20 protein-coding genes are annotated in these 26,536 nt (G+C 36.1%); 6 read left to right on the forward strand and 14 right to left on the reverse strand.

What is annotated here, in order from left to right:
- Positions 1-98 precede the first annotated feature (98 nt).
- On the reverse strand, positions 99-1,622 hold the full coding sequence (gene gldJ, locus BZG02_RS00755) for a gliding motility lipoprotein GldJ (protein ID WP_101259499.1): 1,524 nt from the start codon (positions 1,620-1,622) through the stop codon (positions 99-101).
- A 362-nt stretch (positions 1,623-1,984) separates the two neighbouring features.
- Here gldJ and porU point away from each other — a divergent pair, with 362 nt between their 5' ends.
- The 4 genes from porU to BZG02_RS00775 all read left to right on the forward strand — a co-directional run bounded on the left by porU (position 1,985) and on the right by BZG02_RS00775 (position 8,005).
- The gene (gene porU / locus BZG02_RS00760) at positions 1,985-5,764 is read left to right on the forward strand and encodes a type IX secretion system sortase PorU (RefSeq protein ID WP_101259500.1); all 3,780 of its coding nucleotides are present in this window, start codon (positions 1,985-1,987) and stop codon (positions 5,762-5,764) included.
- A 58-nt stretch (positions 5,765-5,822) separates the two neighbouring features.
- Positions 5,823-7,001 carry a type IX secretion system outer membrane channel protein PorV gene (porV, locus tag BZG02_RS00765; protein ID WP_101259501.1) on the forward strand — a complete coding sequence of 393 codons (1,179 nt, stop codon included), beginning with the start codon at positions 5,823-5,825 and terminating at the stop codon, positions 6,999-7,001.
- Between the two features lies 1 nt (position 7,002).
- Positions 7,003-7,479 carry a 2-C-methyl-D-erythritol 2,4-cyclodiphosphate synthase gene (gene ispF / locus BZG02_RS00770; protein WP_101259502.1) on the forward strand — a complete coding sequence of 159 codons (477 nt, stop codon included), beginning with the start codon at positions 7,003-7,005 and terminating at the stop codon, positions 7,477-7,479.
- Positions 7,480-7,645: 166 nt separating this feature from the next.
- Positions 7,646-8,005 (forward strand): CoA-binding protein, encoded by a 360-nt coding sequence (locus tag BZG02_RS00775; protein ID WP_101259503.1) that lies wholly within the window; start codon positions 7,646-7,648, stop codon positions 8,003-8,005.
- A 38-nt stretch (positions 8,006-8,043) separates the two neighbouring features.
- On the opposite strand, the gene BZG02_RS00780 is transcribed toward BZG02_RS00775, so the two are convergent.
- The 5 genes from BZG02_RS00780 to BZG02_RS00800 form a co-directional block, all read right to left on the reverse strand.
- Positions 8,044-8,367, reverse strand: coding sequence for a thioredoxin family protein (locus BZG02_RS00780; RefSeq protein WP_101259504.1), 324 nt, complete (start codon positions 8,365-8,367; stop codon positions 8,044-8,046).
- A gap of 134 nt (positions 8,368-8,501) precedes the next feature.
- A complete protein-coding gene (locus tag BZG02_RS00785) occupies positions 8,502-9,338 on the reverse strand; it encodes a zinc ribbon domain-containing protein (RefSeq protein ID WP_101259505.1) in 837 nt (278 codons plus the stop codon).
- Positions 9,339-9,343: 5 nt separating this feature from the next.
- Positions 9,344-10,438, reverse strand: coding sequence for a Nif3-like dinuclear metal center hexameric protein (locus BZG02_RS00790; protein WP_101259506.1), 1,095 nt, complete (start codon positions 10,436-10,438; stop codon positions 9,344-9,346).
- 19 nt (positions 10,439-10,457) lie between these two features.
- Positions 10,458-10,793 carry a MerR family transcriptional regulator gene (locus BZG02_RS00795; protein ID WP_101259507.1) on the reverse strand — a complete coding sequence of 112 codons (336 nt, stop codon included), beginning with the start codon at positions 10,791-10,793 and terminating at the stop codon, positions 10,458-10,460.
- 150 nt (positions 10,794-10,943) lie between these two features.
- Positions 10,944-11,912 (reverse strand): M23 family metallopeptidase, encoded by a 969-nt coding sequence (locus BZG02_RS00800; RefSeq protein ID WP_101259508.1) that lies wholly within the window; start codon positions 11,910-11,912, stop codon positions 10,944-10,946.
- 130 nt (positions 11,913-12,042) lie between these two features.
- Between BZG02_RS00800 and alaS the strand changes: the two genes are divergently transcribed.
- Positions 12,043-14,676 (forward strand): alanine--tRNA ligase, encoded by a 2,634-nt coding sequence (gene alaS / locus BZG02_RS00805; RefSeq protein WP_101259509.1) that lies wholly within the window; start codon positions 12,043-12,045, stop codon positions 14,674-14,676.
- 82 nt (positions 14,677-14,758) lie between these two features.
- On the opposite strand, the gene ccsA is transcribed toward alaS, so the two are convergent.
- From ccsA to BZG02_RS00830, 5 genes are all read right to left on the reverse strand, one after another.
- On the reverse strand, positions 14,759-15,544 hold the full coding sequence (ccsA, locus tag BZG02_RS00810) for a cytochrome c biogenesis protein CcsA (protein WP_101259510.1): 786 nt from the start codon (positions 15,542-15,544) through the stop codon (positions 14,759-14,761).
- 43 nt (positions 15,545-15,587) lie between these two features.
- Positions 15,588-16,844 carry a cytochrome c biogenesis ResB family protein gene (locus BZG02_RS00815; RefSeq protein WP_101259511.1) on the reverse strand — a complete coding sequence of 419 codons (1,257 nt, stop codon included), beginning with the start codon at positions 16,842-16,844 and terminating at the stop codon, positions 15,588-15,590.
- 145 nt (positions 16,845-16,989) lie between these two features.
- The gene (gene nrfA / locus BZG02_RS00820; RefSeq protein ID WP_101259512.1) at positions 16,990-18,501 is read right to left on the reverse strand and encodes an ammonia-forming cytochrome c nitrite reductase; all 1,512 of its coding nucleotides are present in this window, start codon (positions 18,499-18,501) and stop codon (positions 16,990-16,992) included.
- Between the two features lie 19 nt (positions 18,502-18,520).
- Positions 18,521-19,120 carry a cytochrome c nitrite reductase small subunit gene (gene nrfH, locus BZG02_RS00825; protein WP_101259513.1) on the reverse strand — a complete coding sequence of 200 codons (600 nt, stop codon included), beginning with the start codon at positions 19,118-19,120 and terminating at the stop codon, positions 18,521-18,523.
- Positions 19,121-19,156: 36 nt separating this feature from the next.
- The gene (locus BZG02_RS00830) at positions 19,157-20,419 is read right to left on the reverse strand and encodes an alginate export family protein (protein WP_101259514.1); all 1,263 of its coding nucleotides are present in this window, start codon (positions 20,417-20,419) and stop codon (positions 19,157-19,159) included.
- A gap of 525 nt (positions 20,420-20,944) precedes the next feature.
- On the opposite strand from BZG02_RS00830, the gene BZG02_RS00835 reads away from it, so the two are divergent.
- On the forward strand, positions 20,945-24,016 hold the full coding sequence (locus BZG02_RS00835; RefSeq protein WP_101259515.1) for a cytochrome c biogenesis protein: 3,072 nt from the start codon (positions 20,945-20,947) through the stop codon (positions 24,014-24,016).
- Between the two features lie 548 nt (positions 24,017-24,564).
- On the opposite strand, the gene BZG02_RS00840 is transcribed toward BZG02_RS00835, so the two are convergent.
- Genes BZG02_RS00840 through BZG02_RS20950 form a run of 3 tightly spaced genes read right to left on the reverse strand, consistent with a single transcriptional unit; the run spans position 24,565 to position 26,369 of the window.
- The gene (locus tag BZG02_RS00840) at positions 24,565-25,011 is read right to left on the reverse strand and encodes a cupin domain-containing protein (protein ID WP_101259516.1); all 447 of its coding nucleotides are present in this window, start codon (positions 25,009-25,011) and stop codon (positions 24,565-24,567) included.
- Between the two features lie 31 nt (positions 25,012-25,042).
- Positions 25,043-25,495, reverse strand: a complete 453-nt coding sequence (locus BZG02_RS00845) for an FKBP-type peptidyl-prolyl cis-trans isomerase (protein ID WP_101259517.1) — start codon at positions 25,493-25,495, stop codon at positions 25,043-25,045.
- 40 nt (positions 25,496-25,535) lie between these two features.
- On the reverse strand, positions 25,536-26,369 hold the full coding sequence (locus BZG02_RS20950; RefSeq protein WP_218972111.1) for an FKBP-type peptidyl-prolyl cis-trans isomerase: 834 nt from the start codon (positions 26,367-26,369) through the stop codon (positions 25,536-25,538).
- Positions 26,370-26,536: the final 167 nt, after the last annotated feature.

The following is a 26,536-nucleotide window of genomic DNA, read 5'->3' on the forward strand; positions in this document are numbered from 1 at the left end:
TGTATTCTTTTTCAGATTTAATTCAAAAAACGAAATTAATAATTTCCAACAAAAAACCCCATCCTTTAGAGATGGGGTTTAAAAATATTTAAGAATATCTACTTCGTTTTTTTATTTGCAGGATGTCCAACATGTGTCATTGCACATCGAAATCCTATATCATCACGAGCTTCTTTCTGATTCATAAAGCGACGTGCACTTGGCGACATCCAGAAAGCACGATCTTTCCAAGAACCACCTTTATAAACCCGAGAATCATCGGTTACCATAGAACTGAAATCGCTTCCTCCTTGGCCTCTGCCTTGAACGTACATACGACTTGAACCTGCAGCCTGATGTTCTGGATTATTCCATGTATAATCGGAAACAATACTTGACTCCACATCTCCATCACGGTAATTTCTATTATCAGCAGTTTTGTAGTTCTCACGACCTACTAATTCTTCATCTTTTTGATTTCTATAACGAATTCTTCCCAAACTATCCTTTTCAGCTATATTTCCTTCTTCATCCCTCACGGCAGTTTTAAATACATTACCTCTATAAGGATTAAATTCAGCAATATCATCTGAAGACATTGGACGATAAACATCAGCAACCCATTCGCTAACATTTCCAGCCATACAATACAATCCAAAATCGTTAGGCCAAAATGAATTTACAGGGACAGTAATATCACCAGCATCATTTAAAGCACCAGCAGTACCCATGTAATCCCCACGTCCACGAGCAAAGTTGGCCATCATTTGACCGCGAACTTTTTTCTCATCATTTCTTACCCAATGTCCGTTCCAAGGAAAAATCTTACGATCGGTAATTCTTTCATCCATTGAATTTCCAATTAATGCAGTTGCAGCATACTCCCACTCTGCTTCGGAAGGAAGACGATATTTAGGAAGTAACATACCATCACTCCAACGAACTGATCTTTCTTCGTTATCTGGATTCAAATCTGTAAGATTCTTATTAACAGCACCTTCGTACTGGCCTGCTAAATATGCAGCTGTATTAAAATTATTCTCATCGCGCTGTGTTGGATCGTCTTTTAAAATTCCTCTATCAATAAGGATTCTTTCATTAACACGATCGGTACGCCACTCGCAAAAATCTACCGCTTGTTCCCAACTTACACCAACCACAGGATACTCTCCGTAAGCTGGATGACGAAGGTAATTATTCACGTATGGTTCGTTATACGCAAGTTCATCGCGCCAAACCAAAGTATCTGGTAATGCTTTTCGGTACACTTCTGGGTAAGAAACGAATACTCTCTTAATCCAATGTAAATATTCCAAATAATCAACATTTCGAACTTCAGATTCATCAATATAGAAAGAAGGGACTGTAACTCTTCTTGGAACGTTATTCCAATCATACATTACATCTTGTTGTGTTCTTCCCATAGTAAATGTACCTCCCTGAACAAATTTCAGACCAGGACCTGTTTCTTGCTGAAAGCCGCTATGATATTCAAAACCTCCATTCTCAGGCTCATTATAAGCCCAACCTGTGGTTTTAGATTTTTCTCCTTTTCCAACAAGATTTTTCACTTTCGAACAAGATGGTAAAATCATCAGTGAAATTGCAAAAACAAAGAGAATAATGCTCGATCTTAATTTCATAATAGATTGAATGTAGTTTATCTCAAAAATACTTAACTCAACAAATATAACTAAAAGAGTAGAGAGTTTATTGTATTTAATTTTACTTTTTTATAAAATTATTTAACATTTTCAGCAAATTATTCCTATCCAAAACAAAGACTAAATGTAGAATAAGCAATTAATAAAACACCTCTATACTCCTAACTGCCTGATACAAAACAAACTTTAAAATAACAAAAACCTTTATCCCCAACAAAATCATACCTATTATCTTAATCTATTTGCTCGACTTTGTCTTAACTTTTGCTTATTTTGCACTGTTTGCAATTCTCGGGAATTGGTAATTTATTTAATAAAATCAAAAATTACTGCCATTATATATGCGTTATTTAATCCTATCCCTATTCTTCATTACTAGTTTCAGCTCTTTTTCACAAACTACCAATTCAATCGAATTGGATTGGTCTGAAAATCTAATTACTTATCCGAATGGAGAAAAAATCAATACGCTAACTTTTACCGGAGCCTCTTTGGATGAAAAAAACTCCTGGTTACCAGAATATTCGCACCTACAATTAACAGGTTCAACCAATGAATTATTCACCGTTGAGTTATTTGATACGGAATTTAAATTGTTAAGTTCCACTGAAAGGCAAATTTTACGAAATAAAAGCATTCCCAACGACATAAAACCTTCCATTAACAGCCGTACTATTCGAAAACAAACCTATCAACAAATAAACTTTATCCCCTTGCGAAAAAATCCACAAAATGGTCAATTGGAAAAATTGATTCGATTCTCATTCAAATTACAAAGCAAAAATCAAACAAAAACAAACCTTCAAAATAAAAATTACCTTACTAGTTCTGTTCTTAAATCGGGAAAATGGGTAAAAATCTCGGTTGACACAACAGCTGTGCATAAAATTACCTATTCTCAGTTAATTGAAATGGGGATTTCAAATCCAGAATCAATTCGAATTTATGGTTCGGGAGGAGGTATGTTGCCAAAAATGAATGCAGCAACTAGTCTTGATGATCTTCCTAACAATCCCATTTATATGGAAAAAGGAAGTGATAACATCTTTAATTCGGGTGATTTCATTCTTTTTTATGCTAGAGGACCACAAAACTGGAAATATGATGAAACCTCCAATGAATTTATTCACGAAAATCATCTTTATTCCGATTTCTCCTACTATTTTCTTAGTTCCGATATGGGAAGTCCAACACTTATTCAATCGGTAGCCTCTTTGCCCTCTTCCAATATAAACGTTACAGGATTTGATGATTACGTTGTAATTGATGAAGACGAAACCAATCTTTTGGAAAGTGGAAGACTTTGGCTTGGAACTACTTTTGATGTAATTACCAATTATACTTTTAGTTTTTCCTTTCCAAATTTAGTTGCTGGAGAGCCAATAAAAATAAATACCAATCTTGTCGCCCGATCCTCATCAACATCCCAATTCAAGCTTCTTTCCGAAAGCAATTTAATTGGAGAAGTAGAGATTCCCTCGGTAAATACAGGAAGTTACACATCCAGCTATGCAAGCATGATCGAAAAAAAATTCGATCAATTCATTCCTACATCAGCCAATATTAATCTAGATTTAGAATATGAAAAAAGTTCTCCTTCCTCGAAAGGATGGTTAAATTATATTCGCATAAACGCCAGAAGAAACTTAATTTTCACCACTAATCAAATGGCATTTAGAGATTTAAAAAGCATTGGCGCAGGAAACAATGCGTTATTTTTACTTCAAAATTCAAACGACAAAATTCAAATTTGGGATGTTACTGTTCCATCATCTTTAAAATCAATAGTTACAAATTACAGCAACAGTAGCACCTCCTTTATTGCAGATGCCAATTTATTAAAAGAATATATCGCTATTGACCCAAATGGCGATTTTCCAACACCAATTAACCTTGGTTCTATTCAAAATCAAAATTTACATGCTATAGCTCCAACCGATATGCTAATTATTAGTCCGACAAAGTTTTCATCTTACGCCAGTAAAATAGCAGATTTTCATCGAACTAAAGATAATTTAAAGGTTAGTGTTATTGATCCAGAAGAAATATATAATGAATTTTCATCTGGATCTCCCGACGTAAGCGCTATTCGAAATTTTGTAAAAATGTTATACGATCGATCCAGTAGTGAGCTAGATATGCCTAAATACTTATTGCTTTTTGGTGATGGCTCCTTCGACAATAAATCGGATCGTGAAAACAATACCAATCAAATTCTTACCTATCAATCCGAAAACTCTTTAATTCCAACCCAATCTTTTGTTACTGATGATTTTTTTGGCTTGCTAGACGATGAAGAAGGAGAAGCTAGTGGTTTAGTAGATATTGGCATTGGTCGTTTCCCCGTAAACACAACCGAAGAAGCACAAATTGTAAGCAATAAAATTTTAAACTACAACAATACAGAGTTTGGAGATTGGCGAAGTTTAATTTGTTTTATTGGCGATGATGAAGACAATAACACCCACATGAGAGATGCCAATAAATTGGCTGAACAGGTAGAAACAAACTATCCGGAATTTAAAGTTCAACGAATTTTTCTTGACGATTATGAACAGATCACTAATTCTGCCGGACAGGAATACCCTGATGTGAATGTAGAAATCGCCAATAGTATTAATAAAGGAAGTCTAATCATGAACTACACAGGGCATGGTAACGAAAACGGACTGGGACACGAGCACATTTTAATGCTCGATGATATTTTAAGTTGGAAGAATCCTACAAAACTTCCACTATTCATGACTGCAACTTGCGAATTCAGCCGTTTTGACAATTACAAAAAACTATCTTCAGGAGAAATGATTCTTCTTCGTAACGATGGTGGCGGTATTGGTCTTTTTACAACCACCCGCTTGGTATATTCGTCGCCTAATTTTAGTTTAAACCAGAACTTTTACCACCATGTTTTTGATAAAGATTCCGATGGCAATCACCTCCGCTTGGGCGATATTATGCGAAAAACAAAGAATGAAACTGCTTCGGGAATAAATAAAAGAAATTTTACACTACTTGGCGATCCTGCTTTAAGATTAAATTACCCCAAACATACCGCCAAAACGATTCAAATCAATAATATCAATATCAGTCAACCCACCGATACCTTAAAAGCATTAAGTAAGGTGACTATTTCGGGCGAAATAATTGCAAACACAGGTGAGAACCTGACTGACTTTACTGGAACCGTTTACCCAACGGTTTACGACAAAGCAAGTATTAAAACAACAAGAGGAAATGATGGTGATCCTTTTGAGTATACTGAACAAAACAGCGTTCTGTTTAAAGGAAAAGCTAGTGTTAGCAATAGTAACTTTACTTTTAGTTTTTTCGTCCCTAAAGATATCAACTACAATTATGGAAATGGTAAAATTTCTTACTATGCCAATAGCTTAAATTCCGATGCTGCAGGATACACAAACAGCATTGTAATTGGAGGAACCAATCCTGATGCAAATAACGATAAAATTGGTCCTGAAATTGAACTTTATATGGACGATGAGCAATTTACTCCAGGTGGAATGACAAGCTCATCTCCCCTATTATTAGCAATTGTCCAAGATTCAAGTGGCATTAATACCCTTGGCAATTCCATTGGTCATGATATTACTGCCATACTCGACCAAAAAACAGATCAGTCAATAATTCTGAATGATTCCTACGAATCAGATCTGGATAATTATCAAAAAGGCAAAATTAGCTATCGTCTTTCAGACCTAGAGACAGGTGAACATGAAATTCAAGTTAAAGTTTGGGATAATGTTAATAATTCATCGGAAAACCAACTTGAATTTATAGTTGCCGATGATGCAGATTTAATTTTAAAACATGTCTTAAATTATCCAAATCCATTTACAACTAATACCGGTTTTTATTTTGAGCACAATCAATCTTCCCGAGAATTAGATGTTTTAATTCAGATTCTCACTATATCTGGAAAATTAATTAAAACTATAGAGATTAGTGTAAATTCATCGGGAAATCGTGTTGGCCCCATTCCATGGGATGGAAAAGACGATTTTGGCAATTCTATTGGCCGTGGAGTATACTTTTATCGCGTAAAAGTAAGGGCCGATGATGGAAAAATGGTGAATAAATTTCAAAAATTAGTAATCCTAAAGTAATAAAAAGAAAGTTTAACAGTTAATTGAATATATTTGCAGACCATTATATTAAATTATTATGAATTACAGACTAACTTTAATCACATGCCTTTTATCCACTTTGCTATTTGCAAACATGGAAACAAGTTGGGCGCAAACCTCAACTTCAGGTGCCAATTACATTTCAACAGCCGTGCCTTTTCTAACAATTACTCCCGACTCCAGAGCAGGAGCAATGGGTGATGTTGGTGTTGCAACTTCACCAGATGCTAATTCGATGCATTGGAATCCAGCTAAATTTGCCATGATCGATGGCAAGTACGGAGTTGCAGCCTCCTACACTCCTTGGTTAAGAGACTTGGTTGATGACATGAGCCTTGCCTATTTAACCGGCTACTATCGTTTAGATAAAAATCAGGTTCTTGCCTCATCGCTTCGCTATTTTACTTTAGGTGAAATAATATTTTTAGAAAGTGAAAACGCAACTCCAATTTCAAGAAATCCGAATGAGTGGGCTTTCGACATTGCCTATTCAAGAAGATTAACCGATAATTTATCCGGATCGATTGCTTTTAGATATATTCGCTCTGATCTTACCCAGGCACAGTATGTTGCTGGGGTAGAAACTCAAGCTGGTAACGCTTTTGCAACAGACATCTCGGTTTACTATCGAAAAGAATTTAAACAAAACCGAAAAGAAATACTTTGGTCTTGGGGATTGAATATTTCCAACCTTGGTTCCAAAATAAGCTATACTACCGACGATGAGAAGGAATTTATTCCAACCAATCTTAGATTTGGTTCTGCTCTTAAATTTGAATTAGATAATTTCAATTCCCTTACAATTGCTGCTGATATTAATAAGTTATTGGTTCCAACACCAGCCAATGGTTCGCTACAAGATGGCGAAGATAATGGTACTGTTATTGTTGGCGGACAAACCTCCAACAAATCGGTAATGAGCGGTGTTTTTGGCTCTTTCTCCGACGCTCCAGGTGGAATGAGTGAAGAATTTAAAGAAATGACTTGGTCACTTGGTTTAGAGTATTGGTATCAAGAACAATTTGCTTTACGTACAGGCTATTATTACGAGCACGAAGATAAAGGGAACAGAAAATATTTTACTGCTGGATTAGGCGTTAGATTAAATATGTTTGATTTGGATTTTTCCTACTTGATTCCTTCCTCGCAAAATAACCCTTTAAAAAACACTTTACGATTCACGCTTACTGCCAATATCGATAAAATTCTAAAATAACATGAAAATTAGAGTAGGATTTGGCTATGACGTTCATCAATTAGCCGAAGGAGAGGAATTTTGGCTGGGAGGTATAAAATTAACACATCGGAAAGGTTGCATTGCCCATTCGGATGGAGATGTATTAATTCATGCCATTTGCGACGCCTTGCTTGGCGCTGCCAACATGCGCGATATAGGATATCATTTTCCCGACACCTCCAATGATTTTAAGAATATCGACAGTAAAATCCTACTAAAAGAAACGGTTGGTTTGATCGCTGAAAAAGGATTTACGATTGGAAATATTGACGCAACCATAGCTTTACAAGAACCAAAAATTAAACCCATAATTCCTGAAATGCAAAAAGTGCTATCGGATGTAATGGGAATAGAATTGGAAGACTTAGCTATAAAAGCAACAACAACGGAAAAACTTGGTTTTGTTGGTACCGAAGATGGTATTGCAGCATATGCCACTGTTTTAATCCAAAAATAAGAATACTCAGTAGTTTTAATTTGTTAAAAACCTTCCTCGAAGTAATTTCGGGAAGGTTTTTTTTGCGAAAAATAAATTAGTATTCTTGTCCATTCTATATCTGATAATTTCTCTATTTTGCTATATTTGTTTTATATAGATATATAAATATTTAATTCGCCCCACAATGAGAAAAACAGTTGTTATAGGTGCCAGTTTAAATGAAGAAAGATATTCAAATCAATGCGTACGCCTATTGCGTGAGCACGATATTGAAACCATTGCTGTTGGCAACAAAGAAGGAAAAATTGCCGATGTAAAAATAAATCTTGGTCAACCTTTTGCAAGTAAAGTGGAAACTGTTGCAGTTTACCTTTCACCAAAAAATCAAGAATCGTATTACGATTATATTATTGGTTTAAAACCGGAAAGAATTTTATTTCCTCCTGGAACAGAAAATCCTGAATTCTATCGCAAAGCAAACGCTTTAGGCATAGAAACAGAAGAGGCTTGTCCGTTGGTAATGCTTCGTACTGGAGTTTATTAAGCAATAAGATACAAAGAGACGCTATAATAATGGCGTCTCTAATTAAAAAGAAGCTCATAGGTACGTCTTATCTCCTCTTCTACTTGCGATACCCCTATAGACCTACTTCTTCGTAAAACTTCTTTTCCATCCAGATAAACCAATATACCAGGATTGGTATACAAACCCAATTGCGCTGCAAATTCTGGTTGCAGAGAAGAATCAATGTAAAAAGCTTTTAACTTAGGAAACTGCTCTTGCATCATTCCTCTCAGCTTTGGTGATAAAGCCTCACAAACCCCACAAGAAGGCGCTGAAAAATAGATATAAAACGATTCTCTTTTCTCTTGCAAACCTTTCAATTCGGACAAAGACAAATTCATACTACAAATTTTAATTCTGTTTCTAAAATAATAAACTCTTCAGCGAAAAACTCTTCTCCCTAATTTATTTCCTACAAAAAAAGCTGCTCCAAAAAAATGGAAACAGCTTTTATTATATCCTATTAAGAATAGTACTATTCTTTTTTACGAGTTCTTCTTTTTGGTTTTTCAGCTAGTTCTGCTTTTTCAGCTTCCTCTAAACTGTTATCGTAATCAACAATAAAACGATCTACCAAAATACGTCCGCAATACTCACAAACAATAATTTTTTTACGAGAACGAATATCCATCTGACGTTGAGGTGGAATTTTATTAAAACAACCACCACATGCATCACGCTCAACAGTTACAACAGCAAGACCATTTCTTGCATTTGAACGAATACGAGTATAAGCTGTTAACAATCTTGGCTCTATTTTTTTTCTAAACGATGCAGAAGAAGCAACCAATTTTTCTTCTTCGATTTGAGTTTCTGATACAATTGCATCAAGCTCCCCTTTTTTACCTTCTAAATCAGCTTTTCTTTCACTAAAAACTTTATCAGAGTTTTCAATTACAGCTTTTTTATTAGCGATTTCGGAAGTAAATTCTCTAATTCTTTTTTCGCACAATTCAATTTCTAAATTTTGAAATTCAATTTCTTTTGAAATAGAATCAAATTCACGATTGTTACGAACATTCATTTGTTGAGCTTCGTACTTTTTAATAAGTAATCCAGCTTCTTTAATTTCTTGTTTTTTCTTCGCAACAGTTTCAACTAAATCTTTTACCTCATTATTAAGGTTGGCAATCCTAGTATCAAGACCTGCGATTTCATCTTCCAAATCCTGAACTTCTAGTGGAAGCTCTCCTCTTAGCGTTCTAATTTGGTCTACTTCAGAATCAACACACTGCATTTCGTACATTGTGCGCAATTTATCTTCTACTGAAATATCCTTAAAATCTGAAGCCTTTGGATCTTGTGTAGTCATATGTTTTACAAATAATTTATTGGATTCGAATTTATCTCTGAAATATAAACCGCAAAGTTAGGGAATTTTTTTGTAACAATCTCATAAAAAACGTCTCTTGTAAATTGTTCACTTTCATAATGTCCTATATCGGCAATTATTATTCTGCCTTCGGCATCAAAAAACTCATGATATTTAAAATCTCCTGACACGTAAATATCTGCTTTTTGGTTAATTGCCTTGCGAAGCAGAAAGCTTCCGCTCCCCCCACATACTGCAACAGTTTTAATTTCCTTCTTACTTATTTCGGTATGCTTTACACATGCCGATCCAAATATTTCCTTTATCCTTTTTAAGAATAAAAGCGGCTCTTCGGGAACTGAAAGTTCACCAATCATTCCTAGGCCTACCTGTTTATTTTCATTTTCGAGTTGATATATATCAAAAGCAATCTCCTCGTAAGGATGATTTTTAAGTAGTGCCTCACTAATTCTGCCTTTTAAATGTTTCGGAAATATAATTTCCAAACGAACTTCAGGTTCTAAATGTAACTTTCCTTTTTCACCTACAAAAGGATCTGTATTCTCTCCACCTCTAAAACTTCCGGTTCCTTCAACGGAATAGCTACAAGAATCGTAATTTCCAATGCTTCCAGCTCCTGCCTGGAACAAGGCATCTCTTACTTTTTGTGCAAACTTATTAGGAACATAGGTCACCAATTTAAAAAGATCTTCGCGAACCGGAGATAATATTCTCCTATTTTTAAGCCCTATTAAATCGCAGATACGATCGCTTACACCACCTTTAACCGAATCAAGATTAGTATGAGCTGCATAAATTGCAATATTATTTTGAATGGCAAGAATTACTGTTCTCTCTACATAATTACTCCCATTAAAGCGTTTCAAACCCTTAAAAATAATAGGATGATGAGCAATAATTAAATTCACTCCTTTTTTAATTGCCTCCTCCACTACACTTTCAACAACATCTAAACAAATAAGTACTCCGGAAACATCTGAGTTGTAAGTACCGACCAACAAACCGGAATTGTCATACGATTCCTGATAAGTTAGTGGAGCCATCTCCTCAATCGATGAAACAACATCTCTTATTTTCAATTTTACTAAAATTTAATGATTACAACTCCTCTTTAATCTCAAGAAGCAGCTCTTTGATTTCCTGTAAACGAGTAACAACCGCAAAATTATTTTCTGTATCTTCTTTATTTTCTTTTAGTTTTAACTGGGCTCCTTTTAGAGTCATTCCCCTTTCTTTTACTAAATGAAATATTAGGTGAAAATTTTCAATATCTGCTTGTGTGAAAAATCGATTTCCCTTCTTATTCTTTTTTGGTTTTATGATATCAAATTCCTTTTCCCAAAATCGAATCAAAGATGTATTTACCTGAAACATATCAGCTACTTCACCAATGGCGTAATATAGTTTTTCGATTTTTTTTTCTCTGTAAGGCACTATTGTTACGATTTAAATTTCACAAACCAAATAAATTGTTTAGAAATGAACCGATTAGAACAATTTATCATCTAAAGTAACAAATAAAATGGCACGAAATAAGATTTTTCGTGCCACTTTTTTATGTTTTCCGATTTTCCTTCGATAGAACTAATCCATTGTTTGACCAGTGTTAGCAGCGTAAGCAACCATACTGTCATATTCGTCGGCTGTTAAATCGTTAAAAAAGTAATTAATCGGGTCTATTGTTCTATTATTTTTCCTCACTTCGTAATGAATATGAGGCCCTGTTGATGAGCCCGTATTTCCAAGAAATGCAATAACTTCTCCTCGCCTTACACTCTGTCCTGCTTTTACATTATATCCATCGAGATGAGCATAGACAGTTTTGTATCCAAACCCATGATCAATCACAACTTTTTTACCGTACCCTCTTTCTAGATTCACATAACTAACTACACCATCGCCAGTTGCGTATATAGGAGTACCAATGGTTCCATTAAAATCCATTCCGTCGTGAAATTTACGGGTTTTATAAATCGGATGCATTCTCCAACCGTAACCCGATGAAATTCTTCCAAAATCTTTTATTGCAATAGGCATTATAGCAGGAATTGACGCAAGCATTTTAAACTTGTTCTTTACCATTTCCTCAACACTATCGTATGATTTGGTTTGAACATACATTGACTTAGCAATACGGTCAATTTTTTTACTGGTTGAAATAACCAATTCTGAATTTTCCAGATTCTCTAAATTACTATATCGGTTCACACCACCGTAACCAGCTTTTCGAATATTGGAATGAATTGGTTCCGCCTCAAAAATAACGCGATAAATATTATCGTCGCGTTGTTCGAGATCCGTTAAAACGCTCTGTAACTTCGTTAATTCTGTATTAAGACGAGTATATTGAGCCACTAACTGCTGATTTTCACGAATGAGAGATCTTTCCTTTGGGGATCCAAAAAAATAGAACAATACTACCACCATAACAATAGCAAGTACTGAACTTGAAGCCATGTGCTTAAGAACGTTAATTATTTTCGTCTTAAAATTAGCCTCTACTTTTTCGTAACTAATAGACTCTGGGTTAAACCGATACTTAGTCTTCGCCATGTAATATTTTTAGATTGAATTTACTGAAAAAAGACTAAACTTTTTTCCTCCACAGCTAACAAAATTAAGGAAATAATCTAACTTTGCAAGCTAAGCATACAAATCTCAGTGAAACAAAACATAATTACAGATGAATTCTAACGAAATCAGACAGGCATTTTTGGATTTCTTTGCCTCCAAACAACATAAAACTGTTTCTTCGGCACCAATGGTTATTAAAGATGATCCAACTTTAATGTTTACCAATGCGGGAATGAATCAATTTAAAGATATTTTTCTTGGGAACTCACCAATAAAATACAAACGAATTGCCAACTCTCAAAAATGCTTACGTGTTTCGGGAAAACATAACGATTTAGAAGAAGTAGGTCACGACACCTACCATCATACTATGTTTGAAATGTTAGGCAACTGGTCTTTTGGTGATTATTTTAAAGAAGATGCAATTAATTGGGCTTGGGAACTTCTTACTGAAGTTTATAAACTACCAAAAGAAAGATTATATGCTTCTGTTTTTGAAGGTAGCGATGAAGATAAATTAGGTCGAGATGATAAAGCTGCAGCATTGTGGGAAAAATTTCTTCCTTTGGAACAAATCATCAATGGAAACAAAAAGGATAATTTCTGGGAAATGGGTGATACCGGTCCATGTGGTCCTTGTTCCGAAATTCATGTTGATTTACGTAGCGAAGAAGAACGAAAACTAGTTGCAGGTCGTGATTTAGTAAATAATGACCATCCGCAGGTAATTGAAATTTGGAATTTGGTATTCATGCAATACAATCGCAAGGCAGATGGTTCTTTAGAAGCTTTGCCTCATCAGCATGTTGATACAGGAATGGGTTTTGAGCGTTTGTGTATGGCCATGCAAGGCAAAACTTCCAACTACGATACCGATGTATTCCAACCAATTATTCAGGCTATCGCAAAAATGAGTGCGAAAGAGTATGGGAAAAATGCGGAAGTTGATATTGCTCTTCGAGTAATTGCCGACCACATTAGAACCATTGCTTTTGCAATTACTGATGGACAATTGCCTTCCAATAATAAAGCAGGATATGTTATTCGCAGAATTTTAAGAAGAGCTGTTCGCTATGGTTACACTTTTCTGGGATTCAAGGAACCATTTATGTACCGTTTAGTTCAAGTACTTATTGAAGTGATGGGAAATCATTTCCCTGAATTGGTAAAACAACAAGAGTTAATCGAGAAAGTGGTTATGGAAGAGGAAAACTCATTCCTTAGAACTCTTGAGAATGGAATTCGCCTTTTGGATCAAATTATAGACAAAACAAAGTCGGAAGATTATAAAGTTGTTTCGGGTAAGGTAGCTTTTGAATTGTATGACACTTATGGTTTTCCTTTGGATTTAACGGAATTAATTTTGAAAGAAAATAATTTGGTGATTAATCGCAGAGAGTTTAACGAAGAAATGGAAGCTCAAAAGAATCGCTCCCGTTCGGCAACAGCTGTTGAAACAGGCGATTGGGTAGAAATATTGAAAGATGATGTAGAAGAGTTTATTGGTTACGATTACCTTTCTGCAGATGTAAGAATTACCCGTTACCGCAAAATTTCTTCGAAAGATAAAGATTTGTTCCAATTGGTTTTCAACATCACTCCTTTTTATGGTGAAAGTGGCGGTCAAATTGGAGATACTGGTTACCTTGAAGCAAACGGAGAAAAAATCTCTATTGTCGACACCAAAAAAGAAAATGGATTAATCGTGCATTTCACAAAAGAATTGCCAAAAGATCCAACCGTTGTTTTTAAAGCCAAAGTTAACGAGAGTAAACGTACTTTAATTGCAAATAACCACACAGCAACTCACCTAATGCACCACGCGCTTCGTTCTATTTTAGGCGAGCATGTAGAGCAAAAGGGATCTCTTGTTACTGCTGATCATTTGCGTTTCGATTTTTCTCATTTTCAGAAACTAAGCGAAGAAGAAATTGCCAAAGTAGAAGAAATCGTGAATCAAAAAATTCGCGAGAATGCTTCCATCGAAATAAAAAACAATATTCCCATGGCTGAAGCAGTAGATCTTGGTGCTATGGCATTGTTTGGGGAAAAATACGGTGATTTGGTACGTGTTATTAAATTTAATGATTCCGTTGAACTATGCGGAGGAACCCATGTTCAGGCAACTGGTCAAATTGGATATTTCAAAATTACATCGGAGAGTGCAATTGCTGCCGGAGTAAGAAGAATTGAAGCAATTACTGCTGTAAGAGCTGAACAATTTATAACCGATAAGCTAAACACCTTAAAGGATATTGAACGCATCTTTAAATCGAATCAAAATCTGATTAAAAACATTACTGATTTAATGAATGAAAATTCAGATTTAAAGAAAGATTTGGATGGCTTTATGAAAGATCGCCTGAAAGTGATTAAGAATAATTTGAAAGGAAATATCTCGATAACGAAAGATATTAACATTATTGCAGAACCTATTTCCACGGCTAGCGCAGGCGATATTAAAGATATTGCATTCCAACTAAAAGGTGAATTGGAAAACCTGGTATTTATTTCGGGTGCCGATTTAGATGGAAAAGCAAATATTACTATCATGTTCTCCGATAATCTGGTTAAAGAATACGATTTGAATGCCGGAGCCATTATTCGTGAAGCTGCCAAAGAGATTCAAGGTGGCGGAGGTGGTCAGCCATTCTTTGCATCGGCTGGTGGTAAAGATTCCAAAGGATTGGAAAAAGCAATTGAAGTAGCCAAGAAAATGGTTCTTCATAAAATTGAAGGATAATCTATTAGTTACAAGCTTTTAGCTACAAGCATAAAAAAACGCCGTTTCGAACTGAAACGGCGTTTTTTTTTATCTTATATTTTTAAGGTTGCTGACTGTAGGTATGCACACTAAACTGTGCTGAAGGCAGATAGTTTACTCCAAACCAACAAATTAGTAGAATTACAAAAGCGAGAGCCAATATCCATAAGGATGATTTAAATTTTGCTGGCATATGGAAACGACGGTGAATGTAGACCAAATAACCCAACCAAGTGATAAATGCCCAAGTTTCTTTTGGATCCCATGTCCAATAATGCCCCCAAGCTTCTTTTGCCCACAAAGCTCCAAAAAGTAGGCCTAAGGTTAGAAAAGCAAATCCCAAATACACCAAATTATCGGCCATGAGCATGACTTTAGGCTGCAAGTCGCTTTTATATTCCTGATACAAACCACGAACTGCAACCAAAGAGGAGGCCGCTAAGAATGCATAGGCAAAAATATAAACTACTACATGAGGCACAAACCAAGGACTTTGCAAGGCTGGCATTAAGGTTTTAGAAAAGTTCTCGGGATGTAAATAGTTAATAAACAGAAAGAGTAAAGATAAACCCAGACTGTAATACAACATCCAATTGTAACGCCATCGCCAATAGGTTAAAAAACCAATTATTGGCAAAAAAAAGGCATACCACAAACGCGTTTCCCCCAATGTTCGTAATGGCGGACGCTCTAGACTAAACCATAAATAGGCTATAAAAATGGCAATACTCGCAATTCCTGCAAGCACCAATATATTTCTAATTAATACCCTCTTGGGCAAAAAAACAGCCAGTACCCAAGTACCTGTGCTGATTCCTGCTGCCAATAAAAAATGGCTCCATATCATTATTCGAAACTTTAAATGCTACAATTATTACCAACACTAAGCTTTAATCTGAAACAACATTAATTGTTTCTTCATTTTTCACTTTATTTCCTCGCCAAAACATGTAGACAGCACCTATCATCATCATAAACACACCAATATAAACGTATACTTGCCATGGATCTTTTACCATCTCTACAATACTCTTGCTAGAGTAAATCCCCATTTTTTCATCGTAACTTAACTGATAGATTTTCCATCCGTTCACAGTAAACGATTTGTTTACTTCGAGCGTTTGCTCCTGTTTTCGGCCATCGGGAGTAAAAATGCTTACTTCGGATGAAAATCTTTTAGGTTCTGGCACAGTCATCAGTAAGGAAAATCGATCATCAATTTTTAAAGATTCGTGAGGACGATTAAAACTACCACAGCTAATCCAACCAGTGATTGTATCTTTTGCCGGAGTTACCAGCTTCACCTTTGCTGCAGGAGCCGCTCCTAAATCGACAATTGGGTAGTACCTGTCTCCTGCCCTACCAGAGGTTACATAAAACTCCTCCAACTCAATTTTCCAATCGTGAAGCTTACATCTTAAACCATCTTCAATCATAATTAGGGAAGGTTTGCTGGCTTCATAAAGTGTTCCCGTTGTATTATCCACCACAGCCAATTTTGGACGAAACTCTTCAATTTTAAAATCGTTTAATTTAATTGCTAATGGCAATTCAAAATAATTTCCTTTCGCATCGTAAGCTCTTCCTTCAATTCTATTCTCAATTAAATCCATGCGAAGGCGTTGCAAATCGCCAGATCCAATACCTGCTGCAAATACAGTAATCCACAAACCTAGGTGGCTACAAATAAATCCCCAATTGCTCCATTTTAGCGGAAACAACCTTCGAATAACCACCATTGCCAGAATAAAAAGCAAATAAAAATTGATGAGTAAAAAAGGAATAGAGCTGGTGATTCTATTTAAGCCAAAGTTGTTAACAAATCCCTTTTCTTGCATAGGTACTTGAGATGTTACTCCCATTATAACAACCAAGACACTTAAGGCAACAATTGCACCTATAGATGCCGGTATTCCGGAAAGAAACTTAAATGTTGCTGTATTTCGGATAAAAAAATAGACCAGAACGATCTGCAATATGTAAATACCTCCAAAAATTAAATTATAAGGAAATACAATTGCTCCAAAAGAACTAGTACCACTTGTATACTCAAGGGCAAATCCGATAAAAAGGAAACCAAAGCTTAATAAAAAACTCTCGGAATATCCCCAAGGCGATTGCCATAAGGCTTTTGTGTTTTTATTCATATCTACTATCAACCAATTAGATAAAAGTTTTAGACGCTTGAAAAAATAACTTTTATAAAGGCTATTAATCCTCTAAATATAAAAAATATGCCACCCTTATGGAGCGGCATATTCATTTAATCATCCATTTAGAATGAAATGTTTACTACATTTTCACCTGATAAGTACTTTCGCGTTCTTTCGCTTTTTTCTCCCACTGAGGAACAAGATTTTTCTTAAATTCAGCTTTCTCCTGATTTAATTTATCAATATCAAGACCAATAAATTTCTGAGCTTTAGCTTTCGTAGCGATATCCGGATAAGCAACTTCTTCGTTAAAACCATATTTCGCAAAAATTCTTGCTAAAGAAATTCTCGCCTCCTGAGCACTAACAATACCCGTAGAAATTACACGACCAATTTCTGTTGGAGCGTGGAAAGATCCACCGTGAGAAGCCGCAGCATAATCCCAACGCCATTGTCCGTGACGAATGCCCATTAATACAGATTTCATTTCAGCTTCGGTAGCACCTAATTCCCAAGCTTTTGCAGCTTCAACATGTGCACGAACCAATAATTCTTCCAATTTATCGCGATTTTCAATAATCTGATCCTGACGAGTATATACGTTTTGAATCAATTTATCGGTCTCCTCACGGTGACAAACCTGACAAGAGTTAGATACATTATTCAAAGGAGACTGAATATGGTGATCCGTAAATTTTTGTCCACCTTCCGATTTGTATGGCATATGGCAATCGGCACAAGAAACACCACGATCGGCATGAATTCCTTTCATGTACACTTCATATCCTGGATGTTGAGCTTTCAACATTGGAGCCTTACTCAATTGATGAGTCCAATCACTAAACTCAATTTCATCATAGTACTCTTCCATAGCCTCAACACTCATTCCTTTATCCCAAGGTAAAGTAAGGTAATTAGCTCCTTCAACGCGCTTCTTATCAAAGTAATACTCCACATGACACTGAGCACATACTAATGAACGCATCTCCTGGTGAGTTGCTTTACTAATATCTTTTCCCTGACGCTCGAAAGCTTCAATCAAAGTAGGACGGGAAATTCTTAAGTTCATGGTTTCGGCATCGTGACAATCGGCACATCCAATAGGATTTACAATTTCGTGTCCTTTTCCTGCCCATTTCCCTTTGTAAAACTCTGCAACCCCAATTTCATTCATCAAACGAGGTACATCAGGACCTTTACAAGTCCAACAAGTTGCTGGCATTGGGCCATCATTTTCATCTGTTGGTCCGCCGGTACGTAAAATATTTGTTACATCCTCGATGGCATAGTAGTGACCACGCCCTTGATTGTACTCTTTTGAAAAGTCGTAACCAGCCCAAAGTACAACTAATCTTGGATCCACCTCCAACATATCGATCATTGCACTACCATTGTATTTACTACGGAATGAAGTGTCGGATGTCTCGTAATAAGTTTCAAATTCTCTTGGGAAATTCTCCCCCCAAACTTCGTTACGTGGCTCCCACTGATCGTGCTTAACTTGTGGAGTATATGCAAAAACAGATTCTGCTCTACGTTCCATTATTGATGAAGCTAACAATCCAAGTAGGAATACAACCACCAAGGTTATCAGGAAGATAGCCCATCCCAACATTGGTTTTTTGCCTACAGATTCTTGTATTGGTTTCATATGCTTTTGTATTTAGGTTTTATTGGTTTTCTGATTTTGATTCTTTCATATATTCCTGCAACCAATCTGGTATTGGACTTTCAGGTAGTGGAACTCTAGCATTTGGAACACTCGACAGACTATTTACCCGTCCGTGAGGAACCTCCCGGTGACATTCCCAACATACACGATCTTGCGTATTGTGAGCATGATTTGGCACCTGAGATGCTAATTTTGGATCAGTAAGCGTTTGACTGTGGCAACGAATGCAATTGTTATGAACCACCTTCTTGCCTTCCTCCAAAATAAAGATAACTTCCGGTTCCATTCGCAAGGCAAACATACTTGCATGTCGCAAGCCATCTTTAGCCTTAAAATAGTACTTGTTAATTACATTGTTATGCGGAACATGACAATCGTTACAAGTAGCTACTTCGCGATGAGAACTATGCTGATAAGTGGCAAATTGCGGTGCCATAACATGGCAGTTCACGCAAGTCTCGGGATTGTCGGACAAATACGATGCTGCCTTTGAAAGGTAAAGCACATAAAAGCCAAGTCCAACAAAAATTCCCAAAGACACCAAAACCGGCAGTTTCCATTGTGGTGGAGGTGTTAGAAATTTGAATAGTTTTCTCATTAGCAAAAGTTTTGAGTATAGGATTTGCCTGTGGCATTATTTTTTTAAGAAATCAGGGGTAAAAACAAGCATTACCCATCCCCAGTTCTGAGTTTCGTCTTTGTCACCACCTTTTAATGCTTGCATAGAATCGGAAGCAAACATCTGAGAATAACCTGCTTGAAACGTTACATTGCCAGAATATTTGTAAGCTACAGAAAGATCGATTTCAGTTCCTAAATACTTATCCTGCTTCTCTGTTCCGCTGTATAAATCGGCCTGTGATGAAAATGCATGTACTGCTGTTGCAAAAGAAAATTTATCCTTCGCATAGTTTAATCCACCATAAATATCCTGAAGACCTACTGTACCAACATGGTTGCCAACATAAAAATAATCCATGTGACCATTAAATTTGTGGTTGGTACCAAATAAGGGAGTAAATGAATTATAATCGTCAGCTTCGTTCGAATCTGTACCCGAAAGCACTTCAATACCCAAATTCCCTTTCCAGTTAGCAGCTACAGGAAAATTCATTCCTACATTAAACATGTGAGCACTAATATCTTTCCCCGAGGCATGTTCTCCTGTTTGAGCATAAAGCGAACCTGTTAATGAAATCTTACCCGGACGATAGTTCATAATCGTACCAAAAGTTTGATTGTATTTTGAAGTTAAATCCTCAGGATCTCCAACTATTGCTTCATCCACCTGAATTCCTACATTCATAAACAACAAGCTAAAGTCGAATTGCCCGGATTTTCGGTTGTACCATGCAAACTGCATGTTTTTGTAGCTTGTGTTATATAATGTTCTTTTTAGATCTTCACTATCATTATTAACCGCCAAACCAATATGAAATTGACCATTTTCGTCGGTATTCCACTTTAACAATGCTAAATCGTGACTTCTGGCTTGTTGCGCCCAACCCACATTACCTAAAATTCTTGAATCGTCGTAAACCAATTCCTGACGACCAACTTTTAAAGATAAATCTTCGTTAAAAAGTATCTCACCCCATGCTTCATGCAACATTAACTGATTTTCATCGGACATGTTTAGTTGGGCAACATCTCCCCATACTCTAACATCCTGCACAGACAAGCCTACCCGGAATTTGGAGTCGTTGTAATTCAAATTAAGACGAGTGCGCTGAGAGGTAAAAAAAGCAGCATCATCGGTGGCATTAAATAAGGATTTTAAACCATGGCGATACTCCGTACGCGGACGAAGTTCCCCATTAAAAGATAACTGTGCCATACTTATTAGTGGCACTAATCCTAAAAATAGGACAAAAAACAGACGTAGTAGATTCTTCATAGTTTATTAGGATAGGTTTCCATTAAAAAACTGTGTATTAACACAGTAATGCTATAGATTATAATGCAATACTAAATAGATTAATGATGTATTTCAACATTAGAAGATTATTTAAATTTATTATATTTAAATTTTAATACCTTTTTATCCTTTACTATTCTTGATATTCAAGCTTTTCGTACCAATGATTATACAAACAGGACCAACTTAATTTGTTTTTAATCTTAATAAACACAGCCTTTATCGTATTTAATACTTACTATTTTTCCTAGGCACAACAGATATTTATCTTCGATAATAAAGACAAATGTCATACTTTAGAAAAGAGATCATCTTACTCACAACAAGTTACACGAATTCGATGAAAAAACCATATTATAATGTTCACCTGAGGTACTATTGGGCCTGTTTTTATATTATAAAGAAAAGCGTATCTTGAACTCCCATATTCGGCAACATACGGGACATAAGGCTTTATTCCGAATAGCTATAAAATTTGACACACGAAATAAAATTTTATTAAATATGAATAAGTTTCTGAATTTCCTATTCTCTATGCAAATGATGGGAGTGCTCATCATTTTATTTGCGTTCTCGATTGGAACTGCAACCTTTATCGAAAATGATTTCGGAACTCCTGCGGCTCGTGCATTGGTTTACGATGCCTGGTGGTTTGAGCTCCTACTACTTTTATTAGCAATTAACCTAGTAGTGAATATTTTCCGTTACAAACTCTACAAAAAAGAGAAATGGTCTATATTCCTTTTTCATGCGGCATTCATTGTTATTTTTATTGGATCAGGTGTTACCCGATATATTGGCTACGAAGGCAACATGCATATCCGAGAAGGACAAACTACGAATCAAATTACTACTATGAGTTCCTTTATTGACGTTCAGTTACAAGCGAATGGACAAATTAATAGAGAGAGCGAAAAAGTTACTGTTTCATCGGTTAAGACTACCGAATACCATAATCGTTTAGATATCGATAATAAGGAGGTTGAGATTTCGCTAAGAACCCTAATTCTTAATGCTCAATCGACTATTGCACAAAGCATGAACGGCAAGCCGATTATGGAAATGGTAGCAGTTGGTAACGAAGGAATGTCGGGAATGCAAAGTTTTACTCTTGAATACATGGATCAGAAAAACATTAGTGGCAATCTATTAAGTTTTGGAGGTCCTGCGAATTCAAATTCTGTTGTTTTTGATTACACCGATAGCCTTCGAATGAACAGTCCTTTTGACTTTTCGGAAGTTAGTATGATGGGAGGAGATCCGATTGCTATGGATGCCAACAAGTGGCACGTAATTTCGCCTAAAAAACTATACGATTTAAAGGGTAGTAAAATCGTTATTAAAAACTTTTTCCCTGCCGCGATTTACAAATACATTCAAGGGGAGGATAAAAATGCTCCTAGCGTATTGGTTTTTGATGTGAAAAGTGGAAACGAACACAAAGAATTGATCGTGAAAGGCGCTGGAAATTATGTGAGTGCTCCAAGCAATTTATCAATTAATGGTATTGATGTTGCGATTGCTTATGGGCCAAAAAATATTGAAATTCCATTCTCGCTGCAATTAAATAAATTTATTTTAGACAGATATCCAGGTTCCAACAGTCCATCGTCATTTGCCAGCGAAGTAACTCTTCACGACAAAAAAAATGGCATTGAACAAAACCATCGCATTTTCATGAATAACATCCTAAAATACGAAGGATATAGATTTTTTCAGGCCTCCTACGATACCGATGAAAAAGGAACTGTTCTTTCCGTAAATCACGACCATTGGGGAATGATGATTACCTACTTTGGTTATTTTATTCTGATGTTGGGTATGGCTTGGTCGCTGATTAATCCGTTTACCCGTTTTAAAACTTTGGGCGCAAAATCGAAAAGCGCAAAAACAATTGCAGTTTTAGCTTTCCTTGTTGCTGGTAGTGTTTTGCCTGCATCTGCTCAAAATGAAGTTTTACCAATCGTTCCATTAAAACAATCGCAAGATTTTGGAAAACTATTGGTGCAAGATAATGGTGGTAGATTCGAGCCAATTAATACTATGGCCAGTGAGATTGTTCGTAAAATCACTAAAAAGAATAAATTTCAAGGATATCCTGCCGAACAGGTATTTTTAAGTATGATTGTAAATCCACAGCAGTGGCAAACCGTTGCCATGATTAAGGTTGGAAATGCAGATTTAGCAAAAGAACTTGGTATTTCGGGTAAATATGGATCGTTCCAACACTTTTTAAATGTGCAAGGGCAATATAAACTTTCACAACAAGTACAGAACGCCTATTCGCTAAAACCATCGCAACGCTCGGCTTACGATAAGGAAATTATTTCGGTGGATGAAAGAATTAATATTACTTACATGGTGTTTACCGGCGAATTTTTAAAGCTATTCCCCGACCCGAATGACGACATGCATGCTTGGTACAATCCTACCGAACCAATCCATCTTTCGGGCGATGATTCTCTGTTTGTAAAAAAATCGGTGTTAATGTTGGGACAAGCCTTAAATAACGGTGATTATACAAACGCCGATAATTACATTGCAGGAATAAAAACCTATCAAAACCGATTTGCGCAGAACGTTATTCCTTCCCCAATCAAACAAAAAATTGAAATTCTATACAATAATGTCAACATCTTTAAAAGGTTATTCCCTTACTACTTGCTAATTGGCTTCTTTTTGATCGTATTTCTAGTGATTCAGATCATCCATCCGAAATTTCCGATGAAATGGATCATGCGAAGCGCTATGCTGATATTAGGAATCGGATTTATTTTACATACAACGGGTTTGGCTGCCAGATGGTACATTTCCGGTCATGCGCCCTGGAGTAATGGTTTTGAGTCGATGACCTACGTTGCTTGGGCTTGTTTGCTTTCCGGATTTATTTTTGTGAAAAAATCAGATTTTGCTTTAGCCGCAACATCTGTGCTTGCCGGATTAACACTTTTTGTCGCTCATTTAAGTTGGATGAGTCCAGAGGTTACCAACTTGGTTCCGGTACTTAAATCGTATTGGCTAACCATTCATGTGGCAATTATTACTGCTAGCTACGGATTTCTTGCTTTAGCAGCTATTTTAGGCATGATCAACCTTTTTCTATTCAATTTGCAGAGTAAGAAAAATTTGGAGCGCATTAAAGGAACCGTAACCGACCTTTCTCGCATTAGCGAAATGACCATGACTATTGGTTTGTACTTTCTTACTATTGGAACTTTTCTGGGTGGAATTTGGGCCAACGAATCGTGGGGACGATACTGGGGCTGGGATCCAAAAGAGACTTGGGCACTGGTAAGTATTTTGGTGTATAGCTTTGTGTTACACATGCGCTTTATTCCAGGTTTAAAATCGGTTTACTCCTTTAATATTGCTTCGGTTTGGGGCTATAGTTCAATTTTAATGACCTATTTTGGTGTGAACTACTATTTGGCAGGGATGCATTCTTACGCAAAAGGAGATCCTGTACCAGTTCCAACTTGGGTGTACTACTCGATTGCAATTCTTTTGATATTAAGCTTAACTGCTTACTTCAACTATAAAAAACACAATTCAATCCCCGAAGAAATAGAAGCATAAAAATACATTACAATAGAGAGCTTCACACTTGCGTGAGGCTCTTTTTAAATTCTCTTGATCATTCTTAAAAGTTTGGGAAGAGTTGCAAATAGAACATTGTTATTTCTTAAGCACAGAACTCCAAAATGAATTCTCCAATTTTTAATTAAAAAAAAACAGATCATTGCTATTTTTGGGAGATAAAAACTTTGTGTTCTTCGTGCCGTTCTTCGTGGTTAAATCGTATTTGTAATTTATTTTATTGCTATTCCGACGCAAAAAAGTCATGCTTTCCAAATGACAATTTTACTTGCGTCGGTATGTACTGCTACCTCTAGTGCCCAGGGTGACATTCGCTGTGCTCATTTACCCTGGGTTATTGGGGTTTGAGCCCTTCAGGCTCGAGGATTTTTAGACGAAAACTCCAAAATAAATTCTTAATTCCTAATTTATAATTCGTAATTAGCTACTGTCTTTGCCACAGTGTCAGGCTTGCTTGTTCAATGTTGAGAGAAGCAAAAAAAAAGGAAGCATCTCTGCTTCCTTTTCCTATATTTTATAGCTTTTAGCTATGCTTTATTCGTAGTAATCACAAAAATAATGAGTGGTTCGTCGGTGGTGTTTTGTACCGAATGAAAACCTGTTCCACTTACCGCCGTAATGTTCCCCTTAGTAATTTTGTGACTTCTTACTTGACCATCTACACCAGCTTTATCGGAATACTCTCCTTCGCCGTGCATTACCACGTAAATTTCTTCTTCGCCACGAGGACCATGATCGTGAAATCCGGCTTGATCGTGCTTGTTTAAAAAAACCATAAAACAACCAATCCGATTGTTGATTAACTCCTCGGCATCGAACATTTGCAAAAGATAAACAATGCCATTACCACCATACATTGGCTTTCGAGTATCAACACGAACAACAGACCGCTTGTTTTGCCCAAATGGAATAACACTTAGGTCGATATATTGAGAAATTCTTTCGATTACCTGATGGGCTTCAAGTGCTTTCATACTTTTTCTATTTTTATTTTGTAAAAAATAATTACTCTTTTACAGCGATTAAATGAATATCGAAAAGTAAAACAGAACCGCCTGGAATGCCATTTGTATCGTAATTTCCATATCCTAAATGAGCTGGAACTAAAAGTGTTCCTTTTCCACCTTCTTTATAATAAGTGATTCCTTCGGTCCAGCCTTTTATTACTCTTTTTAATGGAAATGAAATACCTCTATCGCTACTTTCATCGAAAACTTCGCCATTTAAATAATATCCTTTATAAGCAACCTGAACCGTTGAAGCACTAGTAGGTTTTTCTCCTTCGCCAGCCTCATCAACCACATAATACAAACCAGATTCACTCCTTATGGCTTCCAACTTATTTGTCTTTATGTATTCAGAAATCTGCTTCTCGCTGATTACTGAATAATCTTTCTCAGAGCCACTTGAGCAAGAAACTAAAAAGGCAAACACAATGGCTAATAAACTATACTTCATTTTTATTCTTTTTATCGCTTGAAGAAATACGCAAATTCAATTAGTTCACCGAAATTAATTTTACATCGAAAATAAGCACCGAACCACCAGGAATAGTAGAATAATTGTAGTTACCATAAGCTAATGCTGCAGGAATAAATAATTTTCCATTCCCTCCTTCTTTATAATAAGTTATCCCTTCGGCCCAACCCTTAATTACCTGATTCAAACCAAAAGAAACTCCATTACTACCACTTTCATCGAAAACCTCTCCATCCAAATAGTAACCTTTATAAGCGACTGTTACATTCGAAGTAGCTGTAGGTTGAACTCCTGTCCCTTCCTCTTCAATAGTATAATATAAACCAGTATCGCTTCTTGTTGCATTGATATCATTTGCATCCAAATAAGCTACAATATCAGCTTCATTCTTCTCTGCAATCATCTCAGGACTGTATACTATTATTTCGAAAATAAGTACTGAACCACCAGGAATTTCCTTATAATCTTTACTTCCATAACCTAAATGTGCAGGAATCAACAAAATTCCTTTTCCACCTTCATTAAAATAGCTAAGTCCCTCAGTAAAACCAGTAATTACATTTTGCAAACTAAACGAGACCAATTCGCCTTTACTATCATCGAAAGCAGTACCCGAGGTATAAGAACCTTTGTAAGTAACTGTTACACTTGAAGAACTAGTTAACTGTGCACCAGTTCCCTGCTCTTCTATTACGTAGTACAAACCCGAAGCCGTTTTTTGTGCCACTAAATTATTGGCAAGAATATAAGCTGCAATCTCGTCATCATTTTCCAACCTGTAATCTTTTTCATCATCGGAACTCGAACAGGAAACTAAAAAGGCAAAACACAAGGCTAATAAGCTATACTTCATATCTATCTATTTTATTAAGAAAAACAAATATAGTAAAAACTGGGAATGTTGGCGGTTACTGTCGTATTCGCTCCTAAAAATTTGAAATTTATGGACAAGCAACTTAGCACCTTCAATCCGATTTGCCTCAAAATAATTTGGAATTTTAAAACGCGAAACCTCAGTTT

This window comes from Labilibaculum filiforme (assembly GCF_002843315.1).
In the GTDB taxonomy this organism is placed as follows: Bacteria; Bacteroidota; Bacteroidia; order Bacteroidales; family Marinifilaceae; genus Labilibaculum; species Labilibaculum filiforme.

What these genes read in the sequence shown, in the direction of transcription:
- BZG02_RS00835 (WP_101259515.1), top strand. Translation starts at nt 20,945, where the DNA reads ATGAATAAGTTTCTGAATTTCCTATTCTCTATGCAAATGATGGGAGTG.
- BZG02_RS00785 (WP_101259505.1), bottom strand. Translation starts at nt 9,338, where the DNA reads ATGACTACACAAGATCCAAAGGCTTCAGATTTTAAGGATATTTCAGTA.
- BZG02_RS00830 (WP_101259514.1), bottom strand. Translation starts at nt 20,419, where the DNA reads ATGAAGAATCTACTACGTCTGTTTTTTGTCCTATTTTTAGGATTAGTG.
- BZG02_RS00845 (WP_101259517.1), bottom strand. Translation starts at nt 25,495, where the DNA reads ATGAAGTATAGTTTATTAGCCATTGTGTTTGCCTTTTTAGTTTCTTGC.
- porU (WP_101259500.1), top strand. Translation starts at nt 1,985, where the DNA reads ATGCGTTATTTAATCCTATCCCTATTCTTCATTACTAGTTTCAGCTCT.
- porV (WP_101259501.1), top strand. Translation starts at nt 5,823, where the DNA reads ATGAATTACAGACTAACTTTAATCACATGCCTTTTATCCACTTTGCTA.
- BZG02_RS00780 (WP_101259504.1), bottom strand. Translation starts at nt 8,367, where the DNA reads ATGAATTTGTCTTTGTCCGAATTGAAAGGTTTGCAAGAGAAAAGAGAA.
- BZG02_RS00775 (WP_101259503.1), top strand. Translation starts at nt 7,646, where the DNA reads ATGAGAAAAACAGTTGTTATAGGTGCCAGTTTAAATGAAGAAAGATAT.
- alaS (WP_101259509.1), top strand. Translation starts at nt 12,043, where the DNA reads ATGAATTCTAACGAAATCAGACAGGCATTTTTGGATTTCTTTGCCTCC.
- nrfH (WP_101259513.1), bottom strand. Translation starts at nt 19,120, where the DNA reads ATGAGAAAACTATTCAAATTTCTAACACCTCCACCACAATGGAAACTG.
- nrfA (WP_101259512.1), bottom strand. Translation starts at nt 18,501, where the DNA reads ATGAAACCAATACAAGAATCTGTAGGCAAAAAACCAATGTTGGGATGG.
- BZG02_RS00840 (WP_101259516.1), bottom strand. Translation starts at nt 25,011, where the DNA reads ATGAAAGCACTTGAAGCCCATCAGGTAATCGAAAGAATTTCTCAATAT.
- ccsA (WP_101259510.1), bottom strand. Translation starts at nt 15,544, where the DNA reads ATGATATGGAGCCATTTTTTATTGGCAGCAGGAATCAGCACAGGTACT.
- BZG02_RS20950 (WP_218972111.1), bottom strand. Translation starts at nt 26,369, where the DNA reads ATGAAGTATAGCTTATTAGCCTTGTGTTTTGCCTTTTTAGTTTCCTGT.
- ispF (WP_101259502.1), top strand. Translation starts at nt 7,003, where the DNA reads ATGAAAATTAGAGTAGGATTTGGCTATGACGTTCATCAATTAGCCGAA.
- BZG02_RS00800 (WP_101259508.1), bottom strand. Translation starts at nt 11,912, where the DNA reads ATGGCGAAGACTAAGTATCGGTTTAACCCAGAGTCTATTAGTTACGAA.
- BZG02_RS00815 (WP_101259511.1), bottom strand. Translation starts at nt 16,844, where the DNA reads ATGAATAAAAACACAAAAGCCTTATGGCAATCGCCTTGGGGATATTCC.
- gldJ (WP_101259499.1), bottom strand. Translation starts at nt 1,622, where the DNA reads ATGAAATTAAGATCGAGCATTATTCTCTTTGTTTTTGCAATTTCACTG.